Origin of the sequence: Anoxybacillus sp. B2M1, assembly GCF_001634265.1 — a bacterium.
In the GTDB taxonomy this organism is placed as follows: Bacteria; Bacillota; Bacilli; order Bacillales; family Anoxybacillaceae; genus Anoxybacteroides; species Anoxybacteroides rupiense.
This window is the reverse complement of sequence record NZ_CP015435.1, coordinates 74412-93540: the sequence shown is the minus strand read 5'-3', so window position 1 is coordinate 93540 and position 19129 is coordinate 74412. Positions and strand designations below refer to the sequence as shown.

Annotated in this window: 20 protein-coding genes and 1 riboswitch; of the genes, 4 read left to right on the top strand and 16 right to left on the bottom strand. The window is 45.0% G+C overall.

From position 1 onward, the window contains the following. Window positions 1–115 precede the first annotated feature (115 nt). The 3 genes from GFC28_RS00515 to serA all read left to right on the top strand — a co-directional run bounded on the left by GFC28_RS00515 (window position 116) and on the right by serA (window position 3146). A complete protein-coding gene (locus tag GFC28_RS00515; protein ID WP_044742215.1) occupies window positions 116–364 on the top strand; it encodes a ferredoxin in 249 nt (82 codons plus the stop codon). Between the two features lie 523 nt (window positions 365–887). Continuing rightward, the gene (locus GFC28_RS00510; RefSeq protein ID WP_044742214.1) at window positions 888–1388 is read left to right on the top strand and encodes an inorganic diphosphatase; all 501 of its coding nucleotides are present in this window, start codon (window positions 888–890) and stop codon (window positions 1386–1388) included. 183 nt (window positions 1389–1571) lie between these two features. After that, a complete protein-coding gene (gene serA, locus GFC28_RS00505) occupies window positions 1572–3146 on the top strand; it encodes a phosphoglycerate dehydrogenase (RefSeq protein ID WP_044742213.1) in 1575 nt (524 codons plus the stop codon). A gap of 252 nt (window positions 3147–3398) precedes the next feature. On the opposite strand, the gene GFC28_RS00500 is transcribed toward serA, so the two are convergent. The 16 genes from GFC28_RS00500 to GFC28_RS00425 form a co-directional block, all read right to left on the bottom strand. Further along, the gene (locus GFC28_RS00500; RefSeq protein WP_044742212.1) at window positions 3399–4211 is read right to left on the bottom strand and encodes a histidinol-phosphatase; all 813 of its coding nucleotides are present in this window, start codon (window positions 4209–4211) and stop codon (window positions 3399–3401) included. Window positions 4212–4506: 295 nt separating this feature from the next. Continuing rightward, window positions 4507–5634, bottom strand: a complete 1128-nt coding sequence (locus GFC28_RS00495) for a hypothetical protein (RefSeq protein WP_044742211.1) — start codon at window positions 5632–5634, stop codon at window positions 4507–4509. Beyond that, window positions 5612–6160, bottom strand: coding sequence for an RNA polymerase sigma factor SigX (gene sigX, locus GFC28_RS00490; protein WP_044742210.1), 549 nt, complete (start codon window positions 6158–6160; stop codon window positions 5612–5614). Before sigX ends, GFC28_RS00495 begins: the two co-directional genes overlap by 23 nt. A gap of 111 nt (window positions 6161–6271) precedes the next feature. Beyond that, window positions 6272–6988 carry a hypothetical protein gene (locus tag GFC28_RS00485; RefSeq protein WP_044742209.1) on the bottom strand — a complete coding sequence of 239 codons (717 nt, stop codon included), beginning with the start codon at window positions 6986–6988 and terminating at the stop codon, window positions 6272–6274. Continuing rightward, complete coding sequence (locus tag GFC28_RS00480) at window positions 6981–7481, bottom strand: ECF transporter S component (RefSeq protein ID WP_044742208.1); 501 nt, start codon at window positions 7479–7481, stop codon at window positions 6981–6983. The genes GFC28_RS00485 and GFC28_RS00480 overlap by 8 nt, the downstream gene beginning before the upstream one ends. A 5-nt stretch (window positions 7482–7486) precedes the next feature. Beyond that, the gene (locus GFC28_RS00475; RefSeq protein ID WP_044742207.1) at window positions 7487–8059 is read right to left on the bottom strand and encodes a cob(I)yrinic acid a,c-diamide adenosyltransferase; all 573 of its coding nucleotides are present in this window, start codon (window positions 8057–8059) and stop codon (window positions 7487–7489) included. 16 nt (window positions 8060–8075) lie between these two features. Further along, window positions 8076–8489: a bifunctional adenosylcobinamide kinase/adenosylcobinamide-phosphate guanylyltransferase gene (locus GFC28_RS00470; protein WP_044742206.1), complete on the bottom strand. Its 414-nt coding sequence runs from the start codon at window positions 8487–8489 to the stop codon at window positions 8076–8078. Next, window positions 8423–9076 (bottom strand): histidine phosphatase family protein, encoded by a 654-nt coding sequence (locus GFC28_RS00465; RefSeq protein ID WP_044742205.1) that lies wholly within the window; start codon window positions 9074–9076, stop codon window positions 8423–8425. Before GFC28_RS00465 ends, GFC28_RS00470 begins: the two co-directional genes overlap by 67 nt. Then, the gene (locus tag GFC28_RS00460) at window positions 9034–9807 is read right to left on the bottom strand and encodes an adenosylcobinamide-GDP ribazoletransferase (RefSeq protein WP_044742204.1); all 774 of its coding nucleotides are present in this window, start codon (window positions 9805–9807) and stop codon (window positions 9034–9036) included. The genes GFC28_RS00465 and GFC28_RS00460 overlap by 43 nt, the downstream gene beginning before the upstream one ends. Further along, window positions 9780–10364 (bottom strand): bifunctional adenosylcobinamide kinase/adenosylcobinamide-phosphate guanylyltransferase, encoded by a 585-nt coding sequence (locus tag GFC28_RS00455; protein ID WP_044742203.1) that lies wholly within the window; start codon window positions 10362–10364, stop codon window positions 9780–9782. The genes GFC28_RS00460 and GFC28_RS00455 overlap by 28 nt, the downstream gene beginning before the upstream one ends. Further along, the gene (cobD, locus tag GFC28_RS00450; protein WP_044742202.1) at window positions 10361–11431 is read right to left on the bottom strand and encodes a threonine-phosphate decarboxylase CobD; all 1071 of its coding nucleotides are present in this window, start codon (window positions 11429–11431) and stop codon (window positions 10361–10363) included. The genes GFC28_RS00455 and cobD overlap by 4 nt, the downstream gene beginning before the upstream one ends. After that, on the bottom strand, window positions 11406–12338 hold the full coding sequence (gene cbiB, locus GFC28_RS00445) for an adenosylcobinamide-phosphate synthase CbiB (protein ID WP_044742314.1): 933 nt from the start codon (window positions 12336–12338) through the stop codon (window positions 11406–11408). The genes cobD and cbiB overlap by 26 nt, the downstream gene beginning before the upstream one ends. 17 nt (window positions 12339–12355) lie before the next feature. Further along, the gene (locus tag GFC28_RS00440) at window positions 12356–13840 is read right to left on the bottom strand and encodes an adenosylcobinamide amidohydrolase (protein WP_044742201.1); all 1485 of its coding nucleotides are present in this window, start codon (window positions 13838–13840) and stop codon (window positions 12356–12358) included. Between the two features lie 2 nt (window positions 13841–13842). Next, a complete protein-coding gene (locus GFC28_RS00435; RefSeq protein WP_044742200.1) occupies window positions 13843–14895 on the bottom strand; it encodes a FecCD family ABC transporter permease in 1053 nt (350 codons plus the stop codon). After that, on the bottom strand, window positions 14861–15826 hold the full coding sequence (locus tag GFC28_RS00430; RefSeq protein WP_044742313.1) for an ABC transporter substrate-binding protein: 966 nt from the start codon (window positions 15824–15826) through the stop codon (window positions 14861–14863). The genes GFC28_RS00435 and GFC28_RS00430 overlap by 35 nt, the downstream gene beginning before the upstream one ends. Window positions 15827–15963: 137 nt before the next feature. Beyond that, a riboswitch (cobalamin riboswitch) is annotated at window positions 15964–16177 on the bottom strand. Between the two features lie 215 nt (window positions 16178–16392). Beyond that, the gene (locus tag GFC28_RS00425; protein WP_044742199.1) at window positions 16393–17007 is read right to left on the bottom strand and encodes a PH domain-containing protein; all 615 of its coding nucleotides are present in this window, start codon (window positions 17005–17007) and stop codon (window positions 16393–16395) included. A 395-nt stretch (window positions 17008–17402) separates the two neighbouring features. On the opposite strand from GFC28_RS00425, the gene GFC28_RS00420 reads away from it, so the two are divergent. Beyond that, the gene (locus GFC28_RS00420; RefSeq protein ID WP_172798668.1) at window positions 17403–19127 is read left to right on the top strand and encodes an ABC transporter ATP-binding protein; all 1725 of its coding nucleotides are present in this window, start codon (window positions 17403–17405) and stop codon (window positions 19125–19127) included. The last annotated feature ends 2 nt before the right edge of the window (window positions 19128–19129 follow it).

Below are 19129 nucleotides of genomic sequence, written 5' to 3'. Positions count from 1 at the left end.
TGACTTTTAGGTTGAAAAGTTGGACAAAGCACTTTATTATAGGGATAGAGAATATGTTTTGGTTACATATGCACGGTCTATTCACCGGCGCAAATCGAATTGGGGAGGTCATTTTATGCCAAAGTATACGATTGTTGATAAAGAAACCTGTATTGCTTGCGGTGCTTGCGGCGCTGCGGCTCCAGACATTTACGACTACGATGATGAAGGAATTGCCTATGTAACGCTTGATGATAACCAAGGAATCGTTGAAATTCCAGATATTCTCCTTGATGATATGATGGATGCGTTTGAAGGCTGTCCAACTGACTCCATCAAAGTTGCTGACGAGCCATTTGATGGTGATCCAAACAAGTTTGAGTAAGTCCTCATCCCCCTCTCTTGAACAAGGTAAGAGGGGGATTTTATTTGTCTTTTCGTAGTGCCATCGGCTTGAACCCAACAAACCAGCACATTGGAACAAATCATTTCGTTTAGAGATGGATCGGTGAATGTGTTCAATATCCATTCATCATTCGTGGCGCCAGATCCAATCGATTCCCTTATTGGCTATATATTTAATGAATGAATGGTATCTGTAAAAGCCCGTGGTCAAAAGGCAAGGCGGTGACTTGTCACGGCCACACTTTGGCGTGACCGAGCGCCAACTATCGACTGTCATATAAGAGCAATGTTTGAAAGATCAAGTTGTATTGATCATCATGGCTAATAATGCCCAACTAGCTCCACGAGTAATGAATAGATTCATAGACTATATTATATGGATATGGGAGCTGTTTGCAAGAAACGAGCTTTCAGCATCCACTCAGCACCACAGGCATATTGCTATATTTTGCTACTGTGTTTTATAATAGAAGCGCATACATACAAGAAGGAGGAAATGAGTCATGTCGTTTGAAAACAAAGTAGTAGAAGCGTTTATCGAAATTCCGACAGGCAGTCAAAACAAATATGAATTTGATAAAGAGCGCGGCATCTTTAAACTAGATCGTGTATTATTCTCTCCAATGTTTTATCCAGCAGAATATGGTTATTTAGAGAATACGCTTGCTCTTGATGGCGATCCGCTTGATATTTTAGTCATCACGACCAATCCGACCTTCCCTGGCTGCGTTATTGATACTCGCGTCATCGGTTACTTAAATATGGTAGACAGTGGTGAAGAAGATGCTAAACTCATCGGTGTCCCTGTCGAAGATCCTCGTTTCGACGAAGTTCGCAGCATCGAAGACCTCCCGCAGCATAAATTAAAAGAAATCGCTCACTTCTTTGAACGCTACAAAGATTTACAGGGCAAGCGAACAGAGATCGGCACTTGGGAAGGCCCAGAAGCTGCGGCTAAGCTAATTGAAGAGTGCATCGCCCGCTACCAAGAAACAAAAAAATAAACCCATCACTTGAGAAGCCAAGCGGAAAGCATCCGCTTGGCTTTCCTTTTTAGCAAATTCCGAACATTTCTTATAAAAACGCTTACATTTGTATGACTTCTTGATATTTCGTTGACAGACTATTTCTCCTATGATAAATTATCAGAAATTCAGAATTGTTGTTCCTGAAAGGAGTGCATCATTTTGTTTCGTATTTTAGTATCCGATCCAATCAGCGAAGAAGGTCTAGCCCCCCTCAGAAAATCCGAACATATTGAAGTTGTGCAAAAGAAGGTAACAGAAGCCGAAGAGCGATTGCACGAATTCGATGCTTTGCTTGTCCGCAGCGCTACAAAAGTAACAGAAGATCTTTTAGTGAAAATGCCAAATTTAAAAATTGTCGGCCGCGCAGGGGTTGGGGTCGATAATATTGATGTTGAAGCAGCCACTCGTCACGGTGTCGTTGTCATTAACGCTCCCAATGGCAACACGATTTCCACAGCTGAGCATACATTTGCCATGATGGCCGCACTCGTTCGTCACATCCCTCAAGCACATGTTTCTGTAAAATCGCGCGAATGGAACCGTTCCGCCTTCGTAGGCTCCGAATTGCACGGCAAACATTTAGGCATTGTCGGCTTCGGCCGAATCGGCTCAGAAGTCGCTAAACGTGCGCGCGCATTTGGCATGAATGTTCATGTATATGATCCTTTCTTAACGAAGGAACGGGCGGAAAAGCTTGGTGTTTCGATTTGCTCGCTTGATGAAGTGCTCGCTCTCTCCGATATTATTACGGTACATACACCGCTAACCAAAGAAACAAAGGGGCTGCTTGGCGAAAAAAATCTCGCCAAAACGAAAAAAGGAGTTTACTTGCTAAACTGTGCCCGTGGAGGAATCATCGATGAGCAGGCTCTTGTCAAATTTTTAGAAAACGGCCATGTCGCTGGGGCTGCTCTTGATGTGTTTGAACAAGAGCCTCCTGGAGATCATCCGCTTCTTTCTTTTGATAACGTCATTGTCACACCACATCTTGGAGCATCCACAATAGAAGCACAGCTTAATGTGGCTACCCAAGTAGCAGAGGAAGTTCTTCAGTTTTTAAACGGAAAACCAGTCACATCTTCGATTAACCTACCAACATTGTCTAAAGATTTGTACGAAAAAATTCAATCATTCTATACTCTTGCGAAAAAAATGGGAATGATTGCTTCCCAATATATGAATCTTCCTGTTCAAGAGATTACGGTGACTTACGCAGGGACCGTGGCTGATTTAGAAACAACCTACATCACGCGAAGCCTGCTTGCTGGCTTTTTAAAACCGCGTGTCGCTTCGACTGTCAACGAAGTCAATGCAGCTATGATCGCTAAAGAGCGCGGCATTACATTCGGGGAAAAATTTTCTGATCAAACACATGGCTATGCCAACTGCATTTCGGTAACCGTGTATGGCGAAAATAAAACATTTACTATTATGGGTACTCATATTCCAAATTACGGAAACCGCATCGTCTATTTTGATGGTTTTTCGATCGATTTTGCGCCAGAAGGACATCTTCTCTATATTCAACATCAAGATAAGCCAGGAATGATCGGAAAGGTTGGAAACGTATTAGGCAGCCATCATGCTAATATCGCAACCATGCAGGTAGGACGGCAACAAGCCGGCGGAAGAGCGATTATGATGCTTTCGTTAGATAAGCCACTCGACGACGAGCTGTTAGAAAAACTGGTTGATATTGAAGATATTGAATCAGCGAAAAAACTGGAGCTATAAAAGAATAATAGAAAAGGAGAACGGGGCCATCGTTCTCCTTTTTACTGGCTAACCTTTGTTCCTTGATGAAAAAGCCATTTTCCGTTGATTCGCTTCTAAAGGAAGAAGCCACTCCTTGAATTCGTCCTTCCTTTGAACCCCTCCCATTTTCGCTTCGAAGCGGGAGATTTTGGAAAACCTGAAAGAGCGTCTTCTGTCGGGATACGATAAAAGTCCCGACCTGCCGCTAGCAAATTCGGCCGTTTTCTTTGATTATCCTAGCGGAACCGCCTGCCGCTCACCTTTATGGAAGGCGATCAACTCTGTATAGCCCACTTCGCGAGCAAGCGCAATCGCTTGGTCAAAATCAGCGCCAACATGTTCAGGAACATGAGCATCTGATGAAAGCACAATAGGAATTCGTTTATCATGGCACATTTGCAATAAGCGTCTGTCAGGGTACAGTTCGCCTACAGGTTTGCGCAAGCCCGCCGTGCTGATTTCCACGCACGTTTTCGAATTGGCAAGAGCGGTTGTCGCCCTGTCATACTGCTCAAACAAAAACTCTTCATCTTTGGGCACGTAATTAAAGATTTTCACTAGATCCAAATGCCCAATAACATCGAACAAGTTCGATTCCGCCAAGGTTACAACTTGATCGAAATATTTTCGATATGTATCATATAAATCGCGACGCTCCCATTCTTTTCGATACTCAGCCAAATCAATGCCAAAATCATCGATCCAATGAATTGAACCGATGACATAGTCAAAATCATACGCTTGAATAAATGCCGCCATTTCTGCATGCTTTCCTGGTGTATAGTCCATTTCAATCGACATTTTCACATCGATCCCCGCATCCCATGCCTCATGAAACAAACGGACATAGTCAGCCATATCATAATATCTCCGCTCTTCGACCCAAGGGTTGGAAAGAATGTTTTTCGTTTGATAAAAATGATACGCATGCTCAGAAATGCCAAAATGCTGAATGCCTTTCCGTTTCGCTTCGTCGGTGAATTGCTTTAAATAATCAAGCGTCAGCGTTCCCCTTTCCAAATGATTATGGTAATCTGTCAGCATACAATCTCCTCCCACTGTGTTTTCCTCATTATATCTTATTGTTAAGCGGAAGGACAATGATTTGCCTGAATTTTCACCCATTATCCAGCAAGACCAATGAAAAATAACAAGCGAATACACATGACCATGCCGGCCACCGCAAGCAGCCGTTTCATTACATCTTCCATCGCCTAATCCCTCTCCTTTCATTCCTTTGACCATATATGTATTATGTGAAAAGAGAAGCAATTAGAACTGTCCGCTTTCAGTTTTTACGAAACTGTAATAAACCCTCCACCACCACCGATGTTTTTCGCTAGCGTGTGGATAGAGGATTCGGCGCAATCGGGACACGGATGCTTTCTCCCAACCGATAAGGCCCCACCTGTTCCGTGTTGCCTCCCAAAAACGTAACAGAATGAAAACCAAATTCTCTCGCGGTCAGCAGCATTGCTTCAAGCATCCATTGAGATGCAGCCGATTCATTCAAAACAGAGCTGGGCGTAAATTGAACAATAAGATGCTTGCCTTGTTTTTGTATATCCATGATGTGTACATGTTGCGAAATAGACGGACGAAAAATGGCGCTTTTCACCCTTTGCATGCTTTGAAATGCATCTTCAATAGTTGAAAAAGGCTCAGTCGATGGTGCGAGAAACAAAGGATGGGACGGATCGGACTGATAAAAATAATACGCCCGTTTTTTGTGAGAGACACGCAGCGATTCCAGACGACCGATAGATGGCAAATTAATTCCTTTTTTATGTTCTGTGAAAAATTGGACATTCGTTCCTCCAAGCCAACGGATCGTTTCTTCAATGCTAGAGAGAAACACCGTCGTCACGGCCGGATCATTAGAAAAAACCGGATGTTTTTTCGCAACGTGTACCGCCCATTCAGTCTGATCGTCAGAAGCATTAGAAAACGTTATTCGATCAAACCAATGGTTATCTAGACCTAATTGTCCCGCCAATTGTTCTTTGGCGAATTGAAGCTGCCGTTCTCGAGAATGTTCGTTTGGTGAAGCAGAAACGCTAACGGGGATCACCGCTTTTCTATTAAGGTCCGGAAGTGCTAAAACCACAACCTTACGATCCTTAACAATGCGAGAAGCAACTTTGTCCGCTGAATCTGTACTCATCATCACCGCTTGCTTTGGGGACGATTCTTCCGCATTCATCAATACTTTCATTTCGTTTTCATGTTCTTGTGCTTTGTCCTTTTTGGATGACGAAGACAAGTTCAAAGAAGCACCGATCATCATAAAAAAACAAACAGCAGCAACAGAAACAAGAGCGGAGACGATTCGCCCATTTTTCCGAATTATTTTTTTCTTTTTAAGCATCTGGTTATAAATCTCTTCTTTAGAGCGGCGGTCATGCACCAGCGGCATCTGCTTGAGCACTACTTGAATATCGTCTTCACTCCATTGGAATTTTTTCATGATGCCATCCTCCCTTCGCTGCCTCTTCCTCCATTTGCTGTCTTAGATGCTTTAGCGCCCGATGCTGAGTCGTTTTTACTTTGCTTTCCGTCCATCCTAGCGCCTCAGCCGTTTCTGAAACCGATAGCCCTTGAATAAATCGAAGCACCAGCACGCTTCTTTGATCAAGCGTGCACCTTTCCAGACATTGATACATCAATTGAATTTCTTCTTTTTGCAGCGCTACTTCCTCAGGTAACGCCTGCGGATCCTGAATGGGCTTAACTGTCCAATCAAATGATCCAATGATCTTAGCCCTCCAGCTTCTCTGCTTTCGAAAAAAATCGATGGCGACATGGCGCGCAATCGATAGCAGCCATGTTCTTTCGCTGCTGCGCCCTTCGAAACGTCCATATGAATTCAACACTTTTATGTATACTTCTTGAACCAGGTCTTCCGCTTGCTCGCGATCTCGCACCATATAAAATAAAAATTGAAACAGATCATGATGGTATTTTTCATATAGTTCGTCAAAAACGGAATCCATTCTTTTTCCTCCCGCTCTGCCATATTCGTCGTTAAAATTATCCGTTTCGTTACAGGCTCCCTAAAAATTTTACAATAAAAAAAGGAAGAACATGACAGATATTCTTCCTTTTTATTGAACAATCTCAATAGGAAAAAAGTAGCGATTTGTCATTTTCCGAATAGCTTCCTCCATCTCCGGCTGAAAACTAATCAACAGCGAAGTAGCTGGACCCGCTGAAGCATGCAGCGGCAAAGGGCAGTAGCAGCTTGACGCTGTCAGCCCATTATCGTTTAACAGCTGTTGCAGCTCATACCAAATTCCCTTTGACCCGATTGGCACAAGCTCAAAAATTTCCGATCTTGATAATAGTTGACGAAATAATGGCAGCGGAAGCAGACGATCTTGTTTCTTCAACACCTCATCGCCAACAAGCGGCTCGCCAATGACGGCGAATTTGGCATGGCGAGGTGTTATGCCCATTCGCTTTTGCTTGTTTTGCACCTTGCCAACCACCGTAATGCCAAACGCAGATTGCTGTGTGGTAAAGTTCGATTCAGTGCTTCCGACAAGCGGCAAGGAGAGGCTAAGCTCCAGCAAAGCCTGGCGAACTCCTGCACAAAGAGCCCCCCATGATTCATCACCATTAAAATTTTGCAAAACGGCAGCTAGGGGTTCGGCGCCGACGCATAACGCTTCCATCAATGCCACACGCGCGGCAAAATAGCTGACTGTCTCATATGATGCGCAAACAAGATCCAGCTCTTTTAGGCCGATCGCAGCAGAACCGTCGGCAGCAATAACAAGCTCTTCATTTTCGTATAGCGGCAAGAACAATACATCACGCATTGTGCATCTTCCCACGATCCAATATGTTGGTTTTTAGCAGCACCGGCGCTACAATAAAGCAGATAGCAGCATTCAATGCGGTGGCAATAGCAAGAGCCGGCAAAACAGCGACGATAAACATCCCCCCAAAGCTGAAAATAAGCGGAAGCGGCGCAAGAACTACGTTGCCGATAAAAAAAGCAGCATGTGCTGTTTTTCTCCAGCCCTTGTGAAACAGTAAACTAAATATATAAACAAGCACAGCCATTTCCAATGCAATCAGCCCGTGAAAAGCCCCTAACTGAAAACCCGCAAACCAGGCTGATAAAAGGTGGCCAACGGCAGCTACAAGCGCTCCTTCCTTTTTGCCGAGCAGCACACCAGCCACAAGCGCTGGTGCGCTATCAAGAGCAATGCTGCCAAGATGAGTGGGGAATTTTAATAAGGCGCCAACGACAGATAGACTGATGCATAAAATCAAAGCGGCAAACTGTTTCAAATGAAGGTTTCCCATATCGCTTATTGCTCTCCTTTATCACGAAAAACGATCGCGCTTCGTTCATATTCAATGTCATTCACGTTTAGTCTTGCATTCACCACGCGAGCGGCTGCAAAAAAGTAATCAGAAAGACGATTCACATATTGCAAAACAATTTCATTGATCGGCTCCGCCTTGCTCAGTGACACGATGCAACGTTCTGCTCGTCTCGTCACCGTCCGTGCCACATGAATGGCTGCAGCCGCTTTGGAACCGCCCGGCAAAATAAATTTTTCAAGCGGTGGCGCTTCTTTAATATATTCATCAATTCTTTGCTCTAAAAAGGTGACCATTTCTGCTTTCACTTTATATGGAAGCTTTTGATTCACAATGGCTAAATCACCACCGCAATCAAACAGTTCATGTTGGATCTTTTGCAATTCGCTATAAATATCTTGAAACTTCTCTTCTTCAAGCAGTGTCATGGCTTGTCCTACTAATGAATTCACTTCGTCTAATGTTCCGTAGGCTTCTACACGCAAATGGTCTTTGTCTACGCGTCCGCCTATTAAACTTGTTTTCCCTTTGTCTCCCTTTCTTGTATACAATTTCATCTTGATTTTCCTCCCCTTATTTGATTCGTTCGGCCAAACCACACCACAAGCGATCGACACGACTGCATCTGCTTGTCAGCTCTTGGTAGCACCAACCCGTTACATCACGCCAGTTCCGTTCTTCTTCTGTAAGCGGCACAATTCCTTGAGTGATGTCACAACCGATCCATACCACATTTCTTCCCGGCTTATTTTGCTCCCATTGATGCCACGACTGAAAAAACATTGCCCAATGTTCGCGATCTGGCAAGCGCCAAATCAATGCTTCCATCCCTTCAAACACGACAACATTCTCCATCTCTTCCTCCGGAAAAAAATAATCGCCTTTATACCCATTGCACCAACGGTACCACACTTTTTCATTTAATTGATAATAGTCGCACACCCATTTCCGTTTTCCTTGAAAGGCACCTCCACTAACGAAATGCATCGTTTTCGCTCCTTCCATCGCTCGACTGTCGATTGCAGCATAAAACCGCCGCCAAACGGGATCGACCATTCCCAAAATGGACGTTCTAATGAAGCATATCGCTCCAATACATAGCGAATCGGTCCCCCATGTGTAATGACAACAAGATGAGACGATTTTGTATGGCAAGCGAGTTCGAGTGTTTTGTCCAAGGCTTGCTCCATTCGCCGACCAAAATCTCGATAATGCTCGCCATTGGGCGGGGCAATGGAAAAAGGACTTTGAATCCAGCGCTGATACTCTTTTACTTCTTTCAACTCAGCAAACGTTTTTCCTTCCCAATCTCCAAAATTAATTTCACGCCAGTCACTCATTTCCCGAACTAGCACGTCTTCCTCGCCAAACAGCAGGGCGCATGTTTGCCGACAGCGCAACAAATCGCTTGTCACCACGACCTTCGCGCGAGGATAAGCGCGAGGATCTCGTGCTTGGAGACGTGCCTGCTCTTCTAAAGCGAGCGGCACATCCGTAAAACCAATATAGCGTTTCTCTTTATTTGCTTTTGTCATTCCATGGCGAAGAAATGTAAGAGCCAGATGATAAACCATAGCCATGCCTCCGTTCCCTCTACAAACGCTCCAAGCATGTCGCCGGTGATACCGCCAAACTGCTGTTTATAAAATGTTCGCGCCATCCAAAAAGAAAGAACAACGCCAATCAATAATACAAACATCAGATGCGGCTGAAACCATCCAAATATCGCAACAGTCAGGGCAAAAAAAGAAAGAATAAACGCTTGATCCGCTCCCGTTACGTGCTCACGGAACGCGGCTGCCATTCCTGTCGGCTTAGCGAGCGGGGCTGCCATCAGCAAAAGCGCCATAAATGTTCGCGAAAAAAACGGAATGACAACAAAGACGAGCGGCGAGATGCCAGAAACGATTGTTTCATATAAAAATAAAAACCGAAACGCTAAAAGAAACACGACAGATAAAACCGCAAACGCCCCAACTCGTGAATCTTTCAAAATCTCCAGTCTCCTAGCTGTATCGCGATACGAAAAAAACGCATCGCTTACATCCATCCAACCGTCCGCATGCAGCCCGCCCGATAAAAAAATAGACAAAAATAGCAGCGAAAGGGCCAAAAACAACGAAGACGTCGGTGTCCACCTTAACAGGAGGTACCAGCCGGCCAGAGCTGCACCAATCAATAAGCCGACAGCCGGAAAAAAACGAACGGACCAGCGGGCTGTATCTCTTTGCCAATTCACCTCTTTTCGCAATGGAAAAACGGTTAAAAATTGCAAGGCTAAAATCCATCCATCCCTAACAGCCATGGAAGGCACTCTCCTTTTTTTAAAATCGGCACACCATGGTGTACAAGAATCGCATAGTCAGCGCTATGGACAATACGCTGGTGAAGCCAGCCCAGCATTTTCATAAAATGATAGGTTCCTGCGTCTTGCGGCACTCCTCCGGAAAACAGTTCATTGGATACTATGACAAGCGCTCTCACAACAGTGCTCAATTGTGAAACAGTCCGCAGCATCCTCTCAGCTTTCTGCAAGCAAACCGCTTCTATTTCCCACCCCTCTTCATCAAATAACTCGTTCGCAAGCCAATTCGTTAAACAATCAACAAGAAGGATATCATTCGGCCCGAATTGGAAGGCTAACTCATGTAAATGAAGCGGCTGCTCCCACGTGGTCCACTGGATGGATTGCTGACAGCGCCGCCGCTGATGATGAATGATGCGCTCCTTCATTTCTTGGTCTGTTGTTTTCGCAGTCGCAATATAATGGACCGTATTTTGCCGCGAAGCAAGCGCTTGAATGCATTGCTCCGCAATTCCGCTTTTCCCGCTGCGAACACCGCCGCTAATAAAGATCATCATGGCTGCCACCTCGTGAAAAACGATAGAAGCTGATCATTTTCTCTTTGGTTCCTCACAGCAAAGCGCAAATAGCGGCCCTCGAGTCCCATGAAATTTTTTGTATGCCGAGGAATGAATCCCTCTTGTAGCAAATCATAAAATAAGCGATCCATTGAACCACTAGGCGCTCGTAACAAATAAAAATTTACAGCTGATGGTGATACGTAATAGCCCAATTGCCGCAACGCCGCCGTTACTCTCTCTCGTTCCTTCGCGATCATTCGCTTCGTATGGACGACAAACTCGTTCATTGGCAACAGGCGCAGAGCGAGCTGCTGTGCTACTTGGCTTATGCTCCATGGCGGATGAAGTGCTTCAAGCTGCTTGATGATCTCGTGATGAGCTGCGATATAGCCCACACGCACCCCCGCTAAATGATACATTTTTGTTAAGGAACGAAGCACGATCAGATGCGGAAAAAAGTCCAGCCATTTTATAGCGGTAAAAGAAGATTCGCAAAATGGAATAAACGCCTCATCAATCACGACAACCGTCCGTTTTTGCTCCGCTTTTTCCAACAGCCAACGGAGCTGTTGCGGCTCCATCACGATCCCAGTCGGATTATTGGGCTGGCATAAAAAAATAACATCGGTCTGTTCGATCAGCTTAAGCCAGTCCTCTTGCTTGTACGTCCATTGGCTTGCTTCATCAGCCATGATGGAAACAATCTCACAGCCGCGGGCAAGACAAGCGCGGCGATATTCAGAAAATGTCGGTTCCGCAACGCCGATTCGTTTCCCGGAAAATAATTGCGCCAGAAGATCAATACATTGTGAAGCGCCGTTCCCAAGCAGTATTTGCTGAACATCGATCTGCTCCATACGTGCAAGATAGCGCTTCAATTCTGAAGCTGACGGATCCGGATATTCCATTGCCCATTGATAAAACTCCGTTTGTGTAGGCCAGACAGCAAGAGGAAGGGGGAACGGATTGGTATTGACACTAAAATCAATCCATTCATCCGGAATAGAGAGACCGACGCTTTGATATAATTGCTGCGGATTAGCCCCATGTGCCGGCAGCTTCAACGATCATCCCTCCTAACAAAAGCAGTGCAAGAAATACGACAACCGTCCGAAACATCACATGAACAGCTTGGCGAATGTGCTCTTTTTTCAGCTCAACCAGCGCCTCTCCTATTTTCGGACGTTGCGAGATGACGCCTTGATAAGTGTTGGTTCCTCCTAGCTGTACGCCCAACAATGCAGCCATGGCAGCTTCGCCCCAGCCGCTATTCGGGCTTGGGTGCTTGCGGGCATCGCGCAACACCAGACGAAGGCAGCGGCGAATGTGCCGGCTATTTCCAAGCACCATCACAATCCCCGTCAACCTAGCTGGTATGTAATTTAATACATCATCCAGCCGTGCAGATGCCCAGCCAAAATCGCCATATTTCTCATTTTTATAGCCAAGCATAGAATCGCACGTATTAACAGCGCGATAAACTAAAGCCAATGCTCCGCCGCCGACAAGCGCATAAAAAAGCGGTGCCGTAATTCCATCACTCGTATTTTCAGCCACCGTTTCGACACAAGCTCTAACAATTTCCGGCTCATTCAGCGTTTCCGTATCGCGGCCAACAATCATGCTTAGCTCGTTTCTTGCCTTTTCTATATCTCCTTGTTCAAGCGGAATCATCACATTCCACGCTGCCTCCTTTAAACTTTTGGCGGCAATCGTCGTAAATATAAGCAATGCTTCGATTACGATGCCAAATACAACGGAAACGCGGTAGCTTTCATATATGATGATCGAACTGATCCCATAGACCACTGCAACAACGATTCCAATCGTTACGATCCCTTTTGCTCGCCGCATTCGCCCACGATTCAGCCGATGATCCAGCCAGGCAATCAATCGGCCCATTCCGCGCACCGGGTGCGGCAACCAACGCGGGTCACCGATGAAAAAATCAATGACGACCGCTAAAGCCATTGCGAGCAAATGATAGGTCACTTCCCATCGCCTCTCCGTTTTTTATATTTGCGCAACGCTTCCGTTGTCGCCTCATACACAAAACGTCCAATCGCTTTGCCAAGCGGCGTAGCCGTTCCAGCATACTCAAACAAGCGTCCTGTTTGTGATGAGGCAATGGCAATGCAATCAGTGGATGTGCCAGTAGCCAGCGTATGTGTTTCCGGATCAAGTACGTGTGCATCATATAACGCTTTCACTTTCGCTTCCGTTGTCGTCATCATGGCCTGTACAAATGCTGCTTCATTTAATTGGCCATCAATAAAAATAAATACGTTAATCGTACCGATTCCTTCCACTTTCTCCCTTTTTTCCCACGCTTTTGCAGCATCCACCGCATTTCCAACGCCCGCGGTCACCATCACGAATAGCGCCACTTCCTCTTCGCTGCTCTTTATCCATACGGCATCCTCTAAATAGACAGCGGTCATCATGCCAATGGTACGATGCACGGCAAAAGAATGGGATTGTAAATATTGCTTCATTTCTGCCTCTGGATCATCACAGCGATAATGCTTCGGTACATGTCTATTCACAAAGTGTGTAGCCCATTGAAAACCAGCGCCAACCACAGCCGATGACAGCACTTTAAAAGGCTGCGGTGTGGTAATGACAATCTGTTCATCGTCTTGAGCAATCGTTAACGCACTTAAGGAATCGTTCTGTTGACTCGTATCGGAATAGGTCTGAGGAACAAACGTGAGAAGCGGCTTGGACACAACGGGATGCGCTTGACGCCGCACAGACGCTTGAAATACGGTTTCTAATTGTTTTTCTTCAATCATATCGCTTGGTTCGCCGAGTCCCGCCATCTTTCCTTCATGAAGCAACAAAAGCCGGTCACAATATAAGCTAGCCAGATTCATATCATGAAAAATGGCTACAACCGTTAACTGATTTTCTTCTGTCCATTTTTTTAATTGATCTAGCAGTTTGATTTGTTGGGCAATATCCATGTGGTTGGTCGGTTCATCGAGAAAAAGCAAGCTCGGCTTTTGGGCAAGCGCTCTTGCTAAATAGACGCGCTGCCTTTCTCCACCGCTTAAACGGTCGATGGTTTCCTGTTCTTTATGTGCCATCCCCACTTGTTCAAGCGCTTCGGCTACCGCCTGTTCATCCTCCTCTGTCCATGTTGGAAATAACCCTGTTTGATGGGCATAGCGTCCTAACTCTACCGTTTCTTTGACGGTATAGCCAAATGCTGAATCGGCGCTTTGCGGGAGAACAGCGACAAGGCGCGCCAGTTCTTTTGACGAAAAGGAAGCAAGCGGGACGGCGTTCAGTGTAATGGTCCCCTTTTGTAAAGAAAGCTCTCTGCTTAACAGCTTTAATAATGTTGTTTTGCCGCTGCCGTTAGGCCCTAAAATTCCAAAAAATTGCCCTTGTTCCACTGTGAAGGTAATGTTTTGTAATACCGCTTTTTCTCCGTATTGATAGGAAACATCATGAACGTTTAACATCATTTTCACGTCTTCCTTTTCATTCTATTTAAAAATAACCCCGCAAACAAAGGTGCACCAATTAACGAAGTAATGATGCCGATCGGCAATTCACTCGGTGAAATCATGGTTCGCGCCGCTAAATCGGCTAGCACTAAAAAAGCGCCCCCATATAAAAGCGATAGCGGTAAAAGCAAGCGATGATTCGGTCCCGCAACAAGACGAATCATATGAGGAACGACCAAGCCCACAAAGCCAATCGCCCCCGACACAGCAACAGCCGCCCCTGTTAATAAGGAAGCGCCGATTAAAATGACCAGCTTGCGCTTGGCAACATGGACACCTATGTGAGCAGCTGCCTCTTCACCAAAGGCAAAAGCGTTTAACTCGCGGTGATTCACTAATAACAGCAAACATCCTATTATAAAAAACGGAAGCATCATGACAACATATTTCCAGCTTCGCATCGCGACGCTTCCCATCAGCCAAGTAATAATTTGCCGCAGTTCCTCTCCTGTCAGCGCAATCATAAGCGAGATCAACGCGCTGAAAAATGCGCTGAAAATAATTCCGGTTAAAATGATCGTTTCCACTGACATGCGCGGATCGACGGCGCGAGTAAAAAACAAAACGAGAAAAAGAGTCAGCAACCCAAACGCAATGCTCATGATTGGTAATGTAAACGATCCAAACCACGGCAATTGCAGATGAAAGAACAAAACGACGACCGCTCCGACTGACGCGCCCGATGATACTCCGAGCGTGTAAGGATCAGCCAATGGATTTTTTAGCAATCCTTGAAACGCCGCTCCCGCCAACGAAAGGGAAGCGCCGACTAAAAACGCTAAAACAACGCGCGGCAAGCGGATGGCCATCACAATTTGCACAAGCGTATCAGGAATGTCAGGGGACGGCGCAATTCCCCACCATTGCTCTAAAAAAATGTCAATAATAGACGAAAAGGGAATCGATAGTGAGCCTATCGATATCCCTAACAAAATGCACACGACCACCGCTGTAAGAGCGATGATGTAGGCAATCATATTATTTAAAGATTTCCGGATAAATGACTTTGGCAAGTTCCTCTACCCCTTCAACAAGGCGTGGGCCTGATCTTGTGACTAAATCAGAATTCACCTCATATACGCGTTGATTTTTAACCGCCGAAACGTCCTTCCACGCCGGCCGTGCCATCACTTGCTTTACAGCATCCTTCACATAGTCTCCATACGTGACAACAATCACATCCGGATTGAGCGCTACCGCTTTTTCTTCCGTAAACATCGGCCATCCTTCTTGATCGCCAGCCACGTTTTCTGCTGAAATCACTTGCAGCATGTCATTGATAAACGTTCCCTTTCCTGCTGTATAAATTTGTGGCGCCGGCTGCACTTCCACCCATACTTTTACTGGATTTTTCACGTTTTTTGCTTTTTCCTTGATGGCTTCAAGCTTTGATTTCATCTGGTTGACAATTTGATCGGCTTTTTTCGTTGTCCCTGTTGCTTGTCCAATTAATTGGATCGAATGGTAAACATCATCAAATGTTTTGGCATCGTTCACAACAAGCACTGTAATTCCCGCATCCTTCAGCTGCTGCAGGCCGTCCCGCGAATTATGGGCACTCGATGCGTGAGCAAGCACTAAATCAGGCTTGAGTGAAATAATTTTCTCCACGTTAAACTCCATGCCACCAATTTTTTCTTTGTTTTTTACATCTTCCGGATAGTTATCAAAATCACTGACGCCAACAATTTTCTCTCCTAAACCAAGTTCATAGGCAATTTCCGTATTGCTCGGAATTAACGAAACGATTTTTTTCGGTTCGGACTGAATCGTGACCTCTTCCCCTAATCCGTCCTTAACGGTTACCGGGAAAGCAGCTGTTGCTTCTTGCTTCGCATTGGATGAATGAGTGGATTTGTCTGTTTCTTGATTACCGCACGCGGCAAGAAGGCCGAACGTCAGCATCAACACAAGCAGCCACGTATAATACCTCAGTTGCTTCATCATGGTTTCTCCTCCTGCACATATAAATTAAAAAATGCCCATCCCGGACGGAATGAGCAAGAAACGACAAACCATAGAGTTGTGGCAGCATAATAGCCACCTTTTGCCGTTTCGCCATCTCACCCCCCGAAGATTGGAAACATCGAGCAGTCAGGGCAGGTCTACTGACTTATGCTTCATCCTACTTTGAACCTTCCCATGCGGCCAACAGCTTGCCCATCAATACCGCACAGTGGTTATTTCATTTCGTCAGCATTTACAGTTGCGGGGACAGTTCTGGATTCGCACCAGATTCCCTATTAAGCCTACTAGCGATTCGCTCACTTCGGCACCCTTCTGCATCGATATACAATTGTAAAAAATAATCGAACAATTGACAGTTACAATATTAAAGGACGAAAGGCTGTTTGGCAACAAAAAAATGACGGAATTCGCCATTTTTCCCGTCTCTATATTATATGGATCTCATTTTTTAACGCATTGGCGTGATGAAAGCACATCCACCGACTTACCGCAAAAACGACTCGAACAGCAGTTTATCGCCATTCGAGTCGTTTGGATCGCCATTAATTGTTAATATAGCGTTCAAATACATCCCCAAACTCTTTTACTGTATACTGCTTCTTCGTCTCAACAAGCCAGTTGAACGCGATTTGATTTAGCTCTTTAAACTGTTCAGCAATGCTGTTTGGAGTGCTGGCAACACGCCCTAGCACAGAGGAGGCAACATCGAGGCTTTTTCGCGCAAAGTCGAGCGTTGTTTCATTTTCATGGCAAATTTCCGAAATTTTCAAAAGCGCTTTATATAAATCTTTCACTTCTTCCAGATGCTTTTTATGCACATCAATCGAATAGTGCTCCGATCCGATAGTAAATTTAATCTCTACATCTAAATCGACCGTGCCTGCCGTCTCAAGCGATACGCCGGCAATTGGATGCTTATAGTAATCATAACGGCGCAGCGTTCGCTTTTTACTTGTCGCGCTCGTCCCATCTAAATGAATAAGCGCTCGGTTAGTAAAGCAATATTCATCTGATTTGGACTTAATCAAAAAATAAATCTTTTCTTCATCTTCATGCATCACATAATCGTCTGCGTCCACTTTATCATAATTTTCGGGTTTAATGACAGAGCCGATATCACTTAATCCGAGAACATCAGCAGCAACTTTGCCAAACATCCAGCATCTCCTCCCTTTTCTTTTCCTACAATCCCATTATACCATCCATTTGCTTTCCAGACCCGATAAACAGAAAAAATAAAAAATGGATTTATAGCCGATTCAAAAGCACAATCCTTTTTTTTACAGATGGAGGCAGATCATAGAACGCTGTCGAATACAGTTTTTTACAAACGTCATTCTTCGCTGAAGCCTCCGTGCCTTGTCACAGGATCAAGAAGCGCTGCGAGTGCTATAATATATTTATGATGATGTCCCAAAGTTCATATTCTGTTCATAAACATCAAGTACAATACATACACGACAGCATAAAAAATCATGGCAAAAAGAGTGGTGATCAAATCGTGGAAAAGCAATCATTAGAAGAAAAAGCAGACTGGCGCTCGTTTATCCGGATGATTCAAGCAACGAAGCCGTCTAAAATGATCATGATTATTGCGCTATTCTTAAGCGTGGCGTCTTCCATCGTCAGCTTAACGATTCCGCAATTTACGAAAAAAATGATCGACGGCTTCACCGTTTCATCATTAAATAAAACGACGATCATTTTGCTTGTTGGCGCCTTTATTGCGCAAACAATCGCTAGAGGCTTCTCCATCTACTTGATTAACTATACAGGAGAAACGGTTGTATCAAGAATAAGAGAACAAGTATGGCAGAAGCTGCTGCATTTGAGCATTCCTTACTATGATCGTCATCGTACAGGGGAAACGGTTAGCCGAATTACAAATGATACCGCTATTGTGAAAGGATTAATCACAGAGCATACAGCCAACTTTTTCAATGGCATTATTTCCATAATCGGCTCTGTCGCATTATTGCTGTACTTAGATTGGAAAATGACGTTGACCATCTTTATTCTGCTTCCACTAGCCGTTAGCATTATGATCCCGTTAGGAAGACAAATGTTTAAAAACTCTAAAAGGCTGCAGGATGAAACAGCGCAATTTACTGCTTTTATTACACAAGTGCTGTCAGAAATTCGCCTTGTGAAATCATCCAATGCGGAACAGCTTGAATATGAAAAAGGGAAAAAAGGCATTTCGCATTTATTTCGCTATGGATTGAAGGAAGCAAAAGTTCAGGCCATGGTCATGCCATTGATGGGAATTGTGCTTATGCTTCTGCTTGTTGTCATTCTCGGCTTTGGCGGATATCGGGTTTCTACAGGGGCAATGACGGCCGGAGAGCTCGTTGCTTACATTTTATATCTTTTCCAGATGGTCATGCCGCTTGCTGCATTCAGTACTTTCTTTACACAATTGCAAAAAGCGATGGGAGCCACACAACGCATCATGGCCACGCTGCGCGAGCAGGAAGAAGACTATCTGTCTGGAGAAGAGGTCGCTCGCATTGATGAACCGATCCATGTCAACCATTTATCGTTTTCATATGAAAACGGTGAACCGGTTTTAAAGAACGTAAACTTTACGATTGAACCGGGAAAAGTGACAGCGATCGTCGGCCCGAGCGGTTCAGGAAAAACGACGTTCTTTTCCATCTTAGAGCGGTATTATACACCGACAAGCGGCAGCATTTTTCTCGGCGAGAAACCTATTCATGCCCTTTCTTTATCTTCATGGCGCCAGCAAATTGGTTATGTATCTCAAGAAAGTCCGCTTATCGCTGGAACGATTCGTGACAATATTTGCTACGGGCTTGATCATCAAGTAAGTGACGAAGAATTAAAATGGGCAGCCGACATGGCCTATGCTTCTCCGTTTATTGAAGAATTGCCACAAAAATATGAAACAGAGGTAGGAGAGAGAGGCATCAAGCTTTCCGGCGGGCAGCGCCAACGCATCGCCATCGCCCGCGCGCTGCTGCGCAACCCGCGCATTTTATTATTGGACGAAGCCACGTCCAACCTCGACAGCCAATCGGAAATGGCGGTGCAAAAAGCGCTGCAAAACTTAATGAAAGGACGAACGACGATCGTGATTGCCCATCGATTATCGACGGTCATCAACGCTGATCAAATCATTTTCATGGAAAAAGGCGAGATTACGGGAATGGGGACGCATCAAGAGCTGTTTGCCACCCATGCGCTTTATCGAGAATTCGCCATCCAACAATTGCATCTTCATGAAGAAATGCAAAAAAATACGGCTAAAGGATGAGA

Excerpts from the sequence above, each read along its gene's own strand:
- GFC28_RS00515 (WP_044742215.1), top strand. The coding sequence starts at position 116 with ATGCCAAAGTATACGATTGTTGATAAAGAAACCTGTATTGCTTGCGGT.
- GFC28_RS00510 (WP_044742214.1), top strand. The coding sequence starts at position 888 with ATGTCGTTTGAAAACAAAGTAGTAGAAGCGTTTATCGAAATTCCGACA.
- GFC28_RS00500 (WP_044742212.1), bottom strand. The coding sequence starts at position 4,211 with ATGCTGACAGATTACCATAATCATTTGGAAAGGGGAACGCTGACGCTT.
- GFC28_RS00495 (WP_044742211.1), bottom strand. The coding sequence starts at position 5,634 with ATGAAAAAATTCCAATGGAGTGAAGACGATATTCAAGTAGTGCTCAAG.
- sigX (WP_044742210.1), bottom strand. The coding sequence starts at position 6,160 with ATGGATTCCGTTTTTGACGAACTATATGAAAAATACCATCATGATCTG.
- GFC28_RS00485 (WP_044742209.1), bottom strand. The coding sequence starts at position 6,988 with ATGCGTGATGTATTGTTCTTGCCGCTATACGAAAATGAAGAGCTTGTT.
- GFC28_RS00480 (WP_044742208.1), bottom strand. The coding sequence starts at position 7,481 with ATGGGAAACCTTCATTTGAAACAGTTTGCCGCTTTGATTTTATGCATC.
- GFC28_RS00475 (WP_044742207.1), bottom strand. The coding sequence starts at position 8,059 with ATGAAATTGTATACAAGAAAGGGAGACAAAGGGAAAACAAGTTTAATA.
- GFC28_RS00470 (WP_044742206.1), bottom strand. The coding sequence starts at position 8,489 with ATGCATTTCGTTAGTGGAGGTGCCTTTCAAGGAAAACGGAAATGGGTG.
- GFC28_RS00465 (WP_044742205.1), bottom strand. The coding sequence starts at position 9,076 with ATGGTTTATCATCTGGCTCTTACATTTCTTCGCCATGGAATGACAAAA.
- GFC28_RS00460 (WP_044742204.1), bottom strand. The coding sequence starts at position 9,807 with ATGGCTGTTAGGGATGGATGGATTTTAGCCTTGCAATTTTTAACCGTT.
- GFC28_RS00455 (WP_044742203.1), bottom strand. The coding sequence starts at position 10,364 with ATGATGATCTTTATTAGCGGCGGTGTTCGCAGCGGGAAAAGCGGAATT.
- cbiB (WP_044742314.1), bottom strand. The coding sequence starts at position 12,338 with ATGGCTTTAGCGGTCGTCATTGATTTTTTCATCGGTGACCCGCGTTGG.
- GFC28_RS00440 (WP_044742201.1), bottom strand. The coding sequence starts at position 13,840 with ATGATGTTAAACGTTCATGATGTTTCCTATCAATACGGAGAAAAAGCG.
- GFC28_RS00430 (WP_044742313.1), bottom strand. The coding sequence starts at position 15,826 with ATGAAGCAACTGAGGTATTATACGTGGCTGCTTGTGTTGATGCTGACG.
- GFC28_RS00425 (WP_044742199.1), bottom strand. The coding sequence starts at position 17,007 with ATGTTTGGCAAAGTTGCTGCTGATGTTCTCGGATTAAGTGATATCGGC.
- GFC28_RS00420 (WP_172798668.1), top strand. The coding sequence starts at position 17,403 with ATGATTCAAGCAACGAAGCCGTCTAAAATGATCATGATTATTGCGCTA.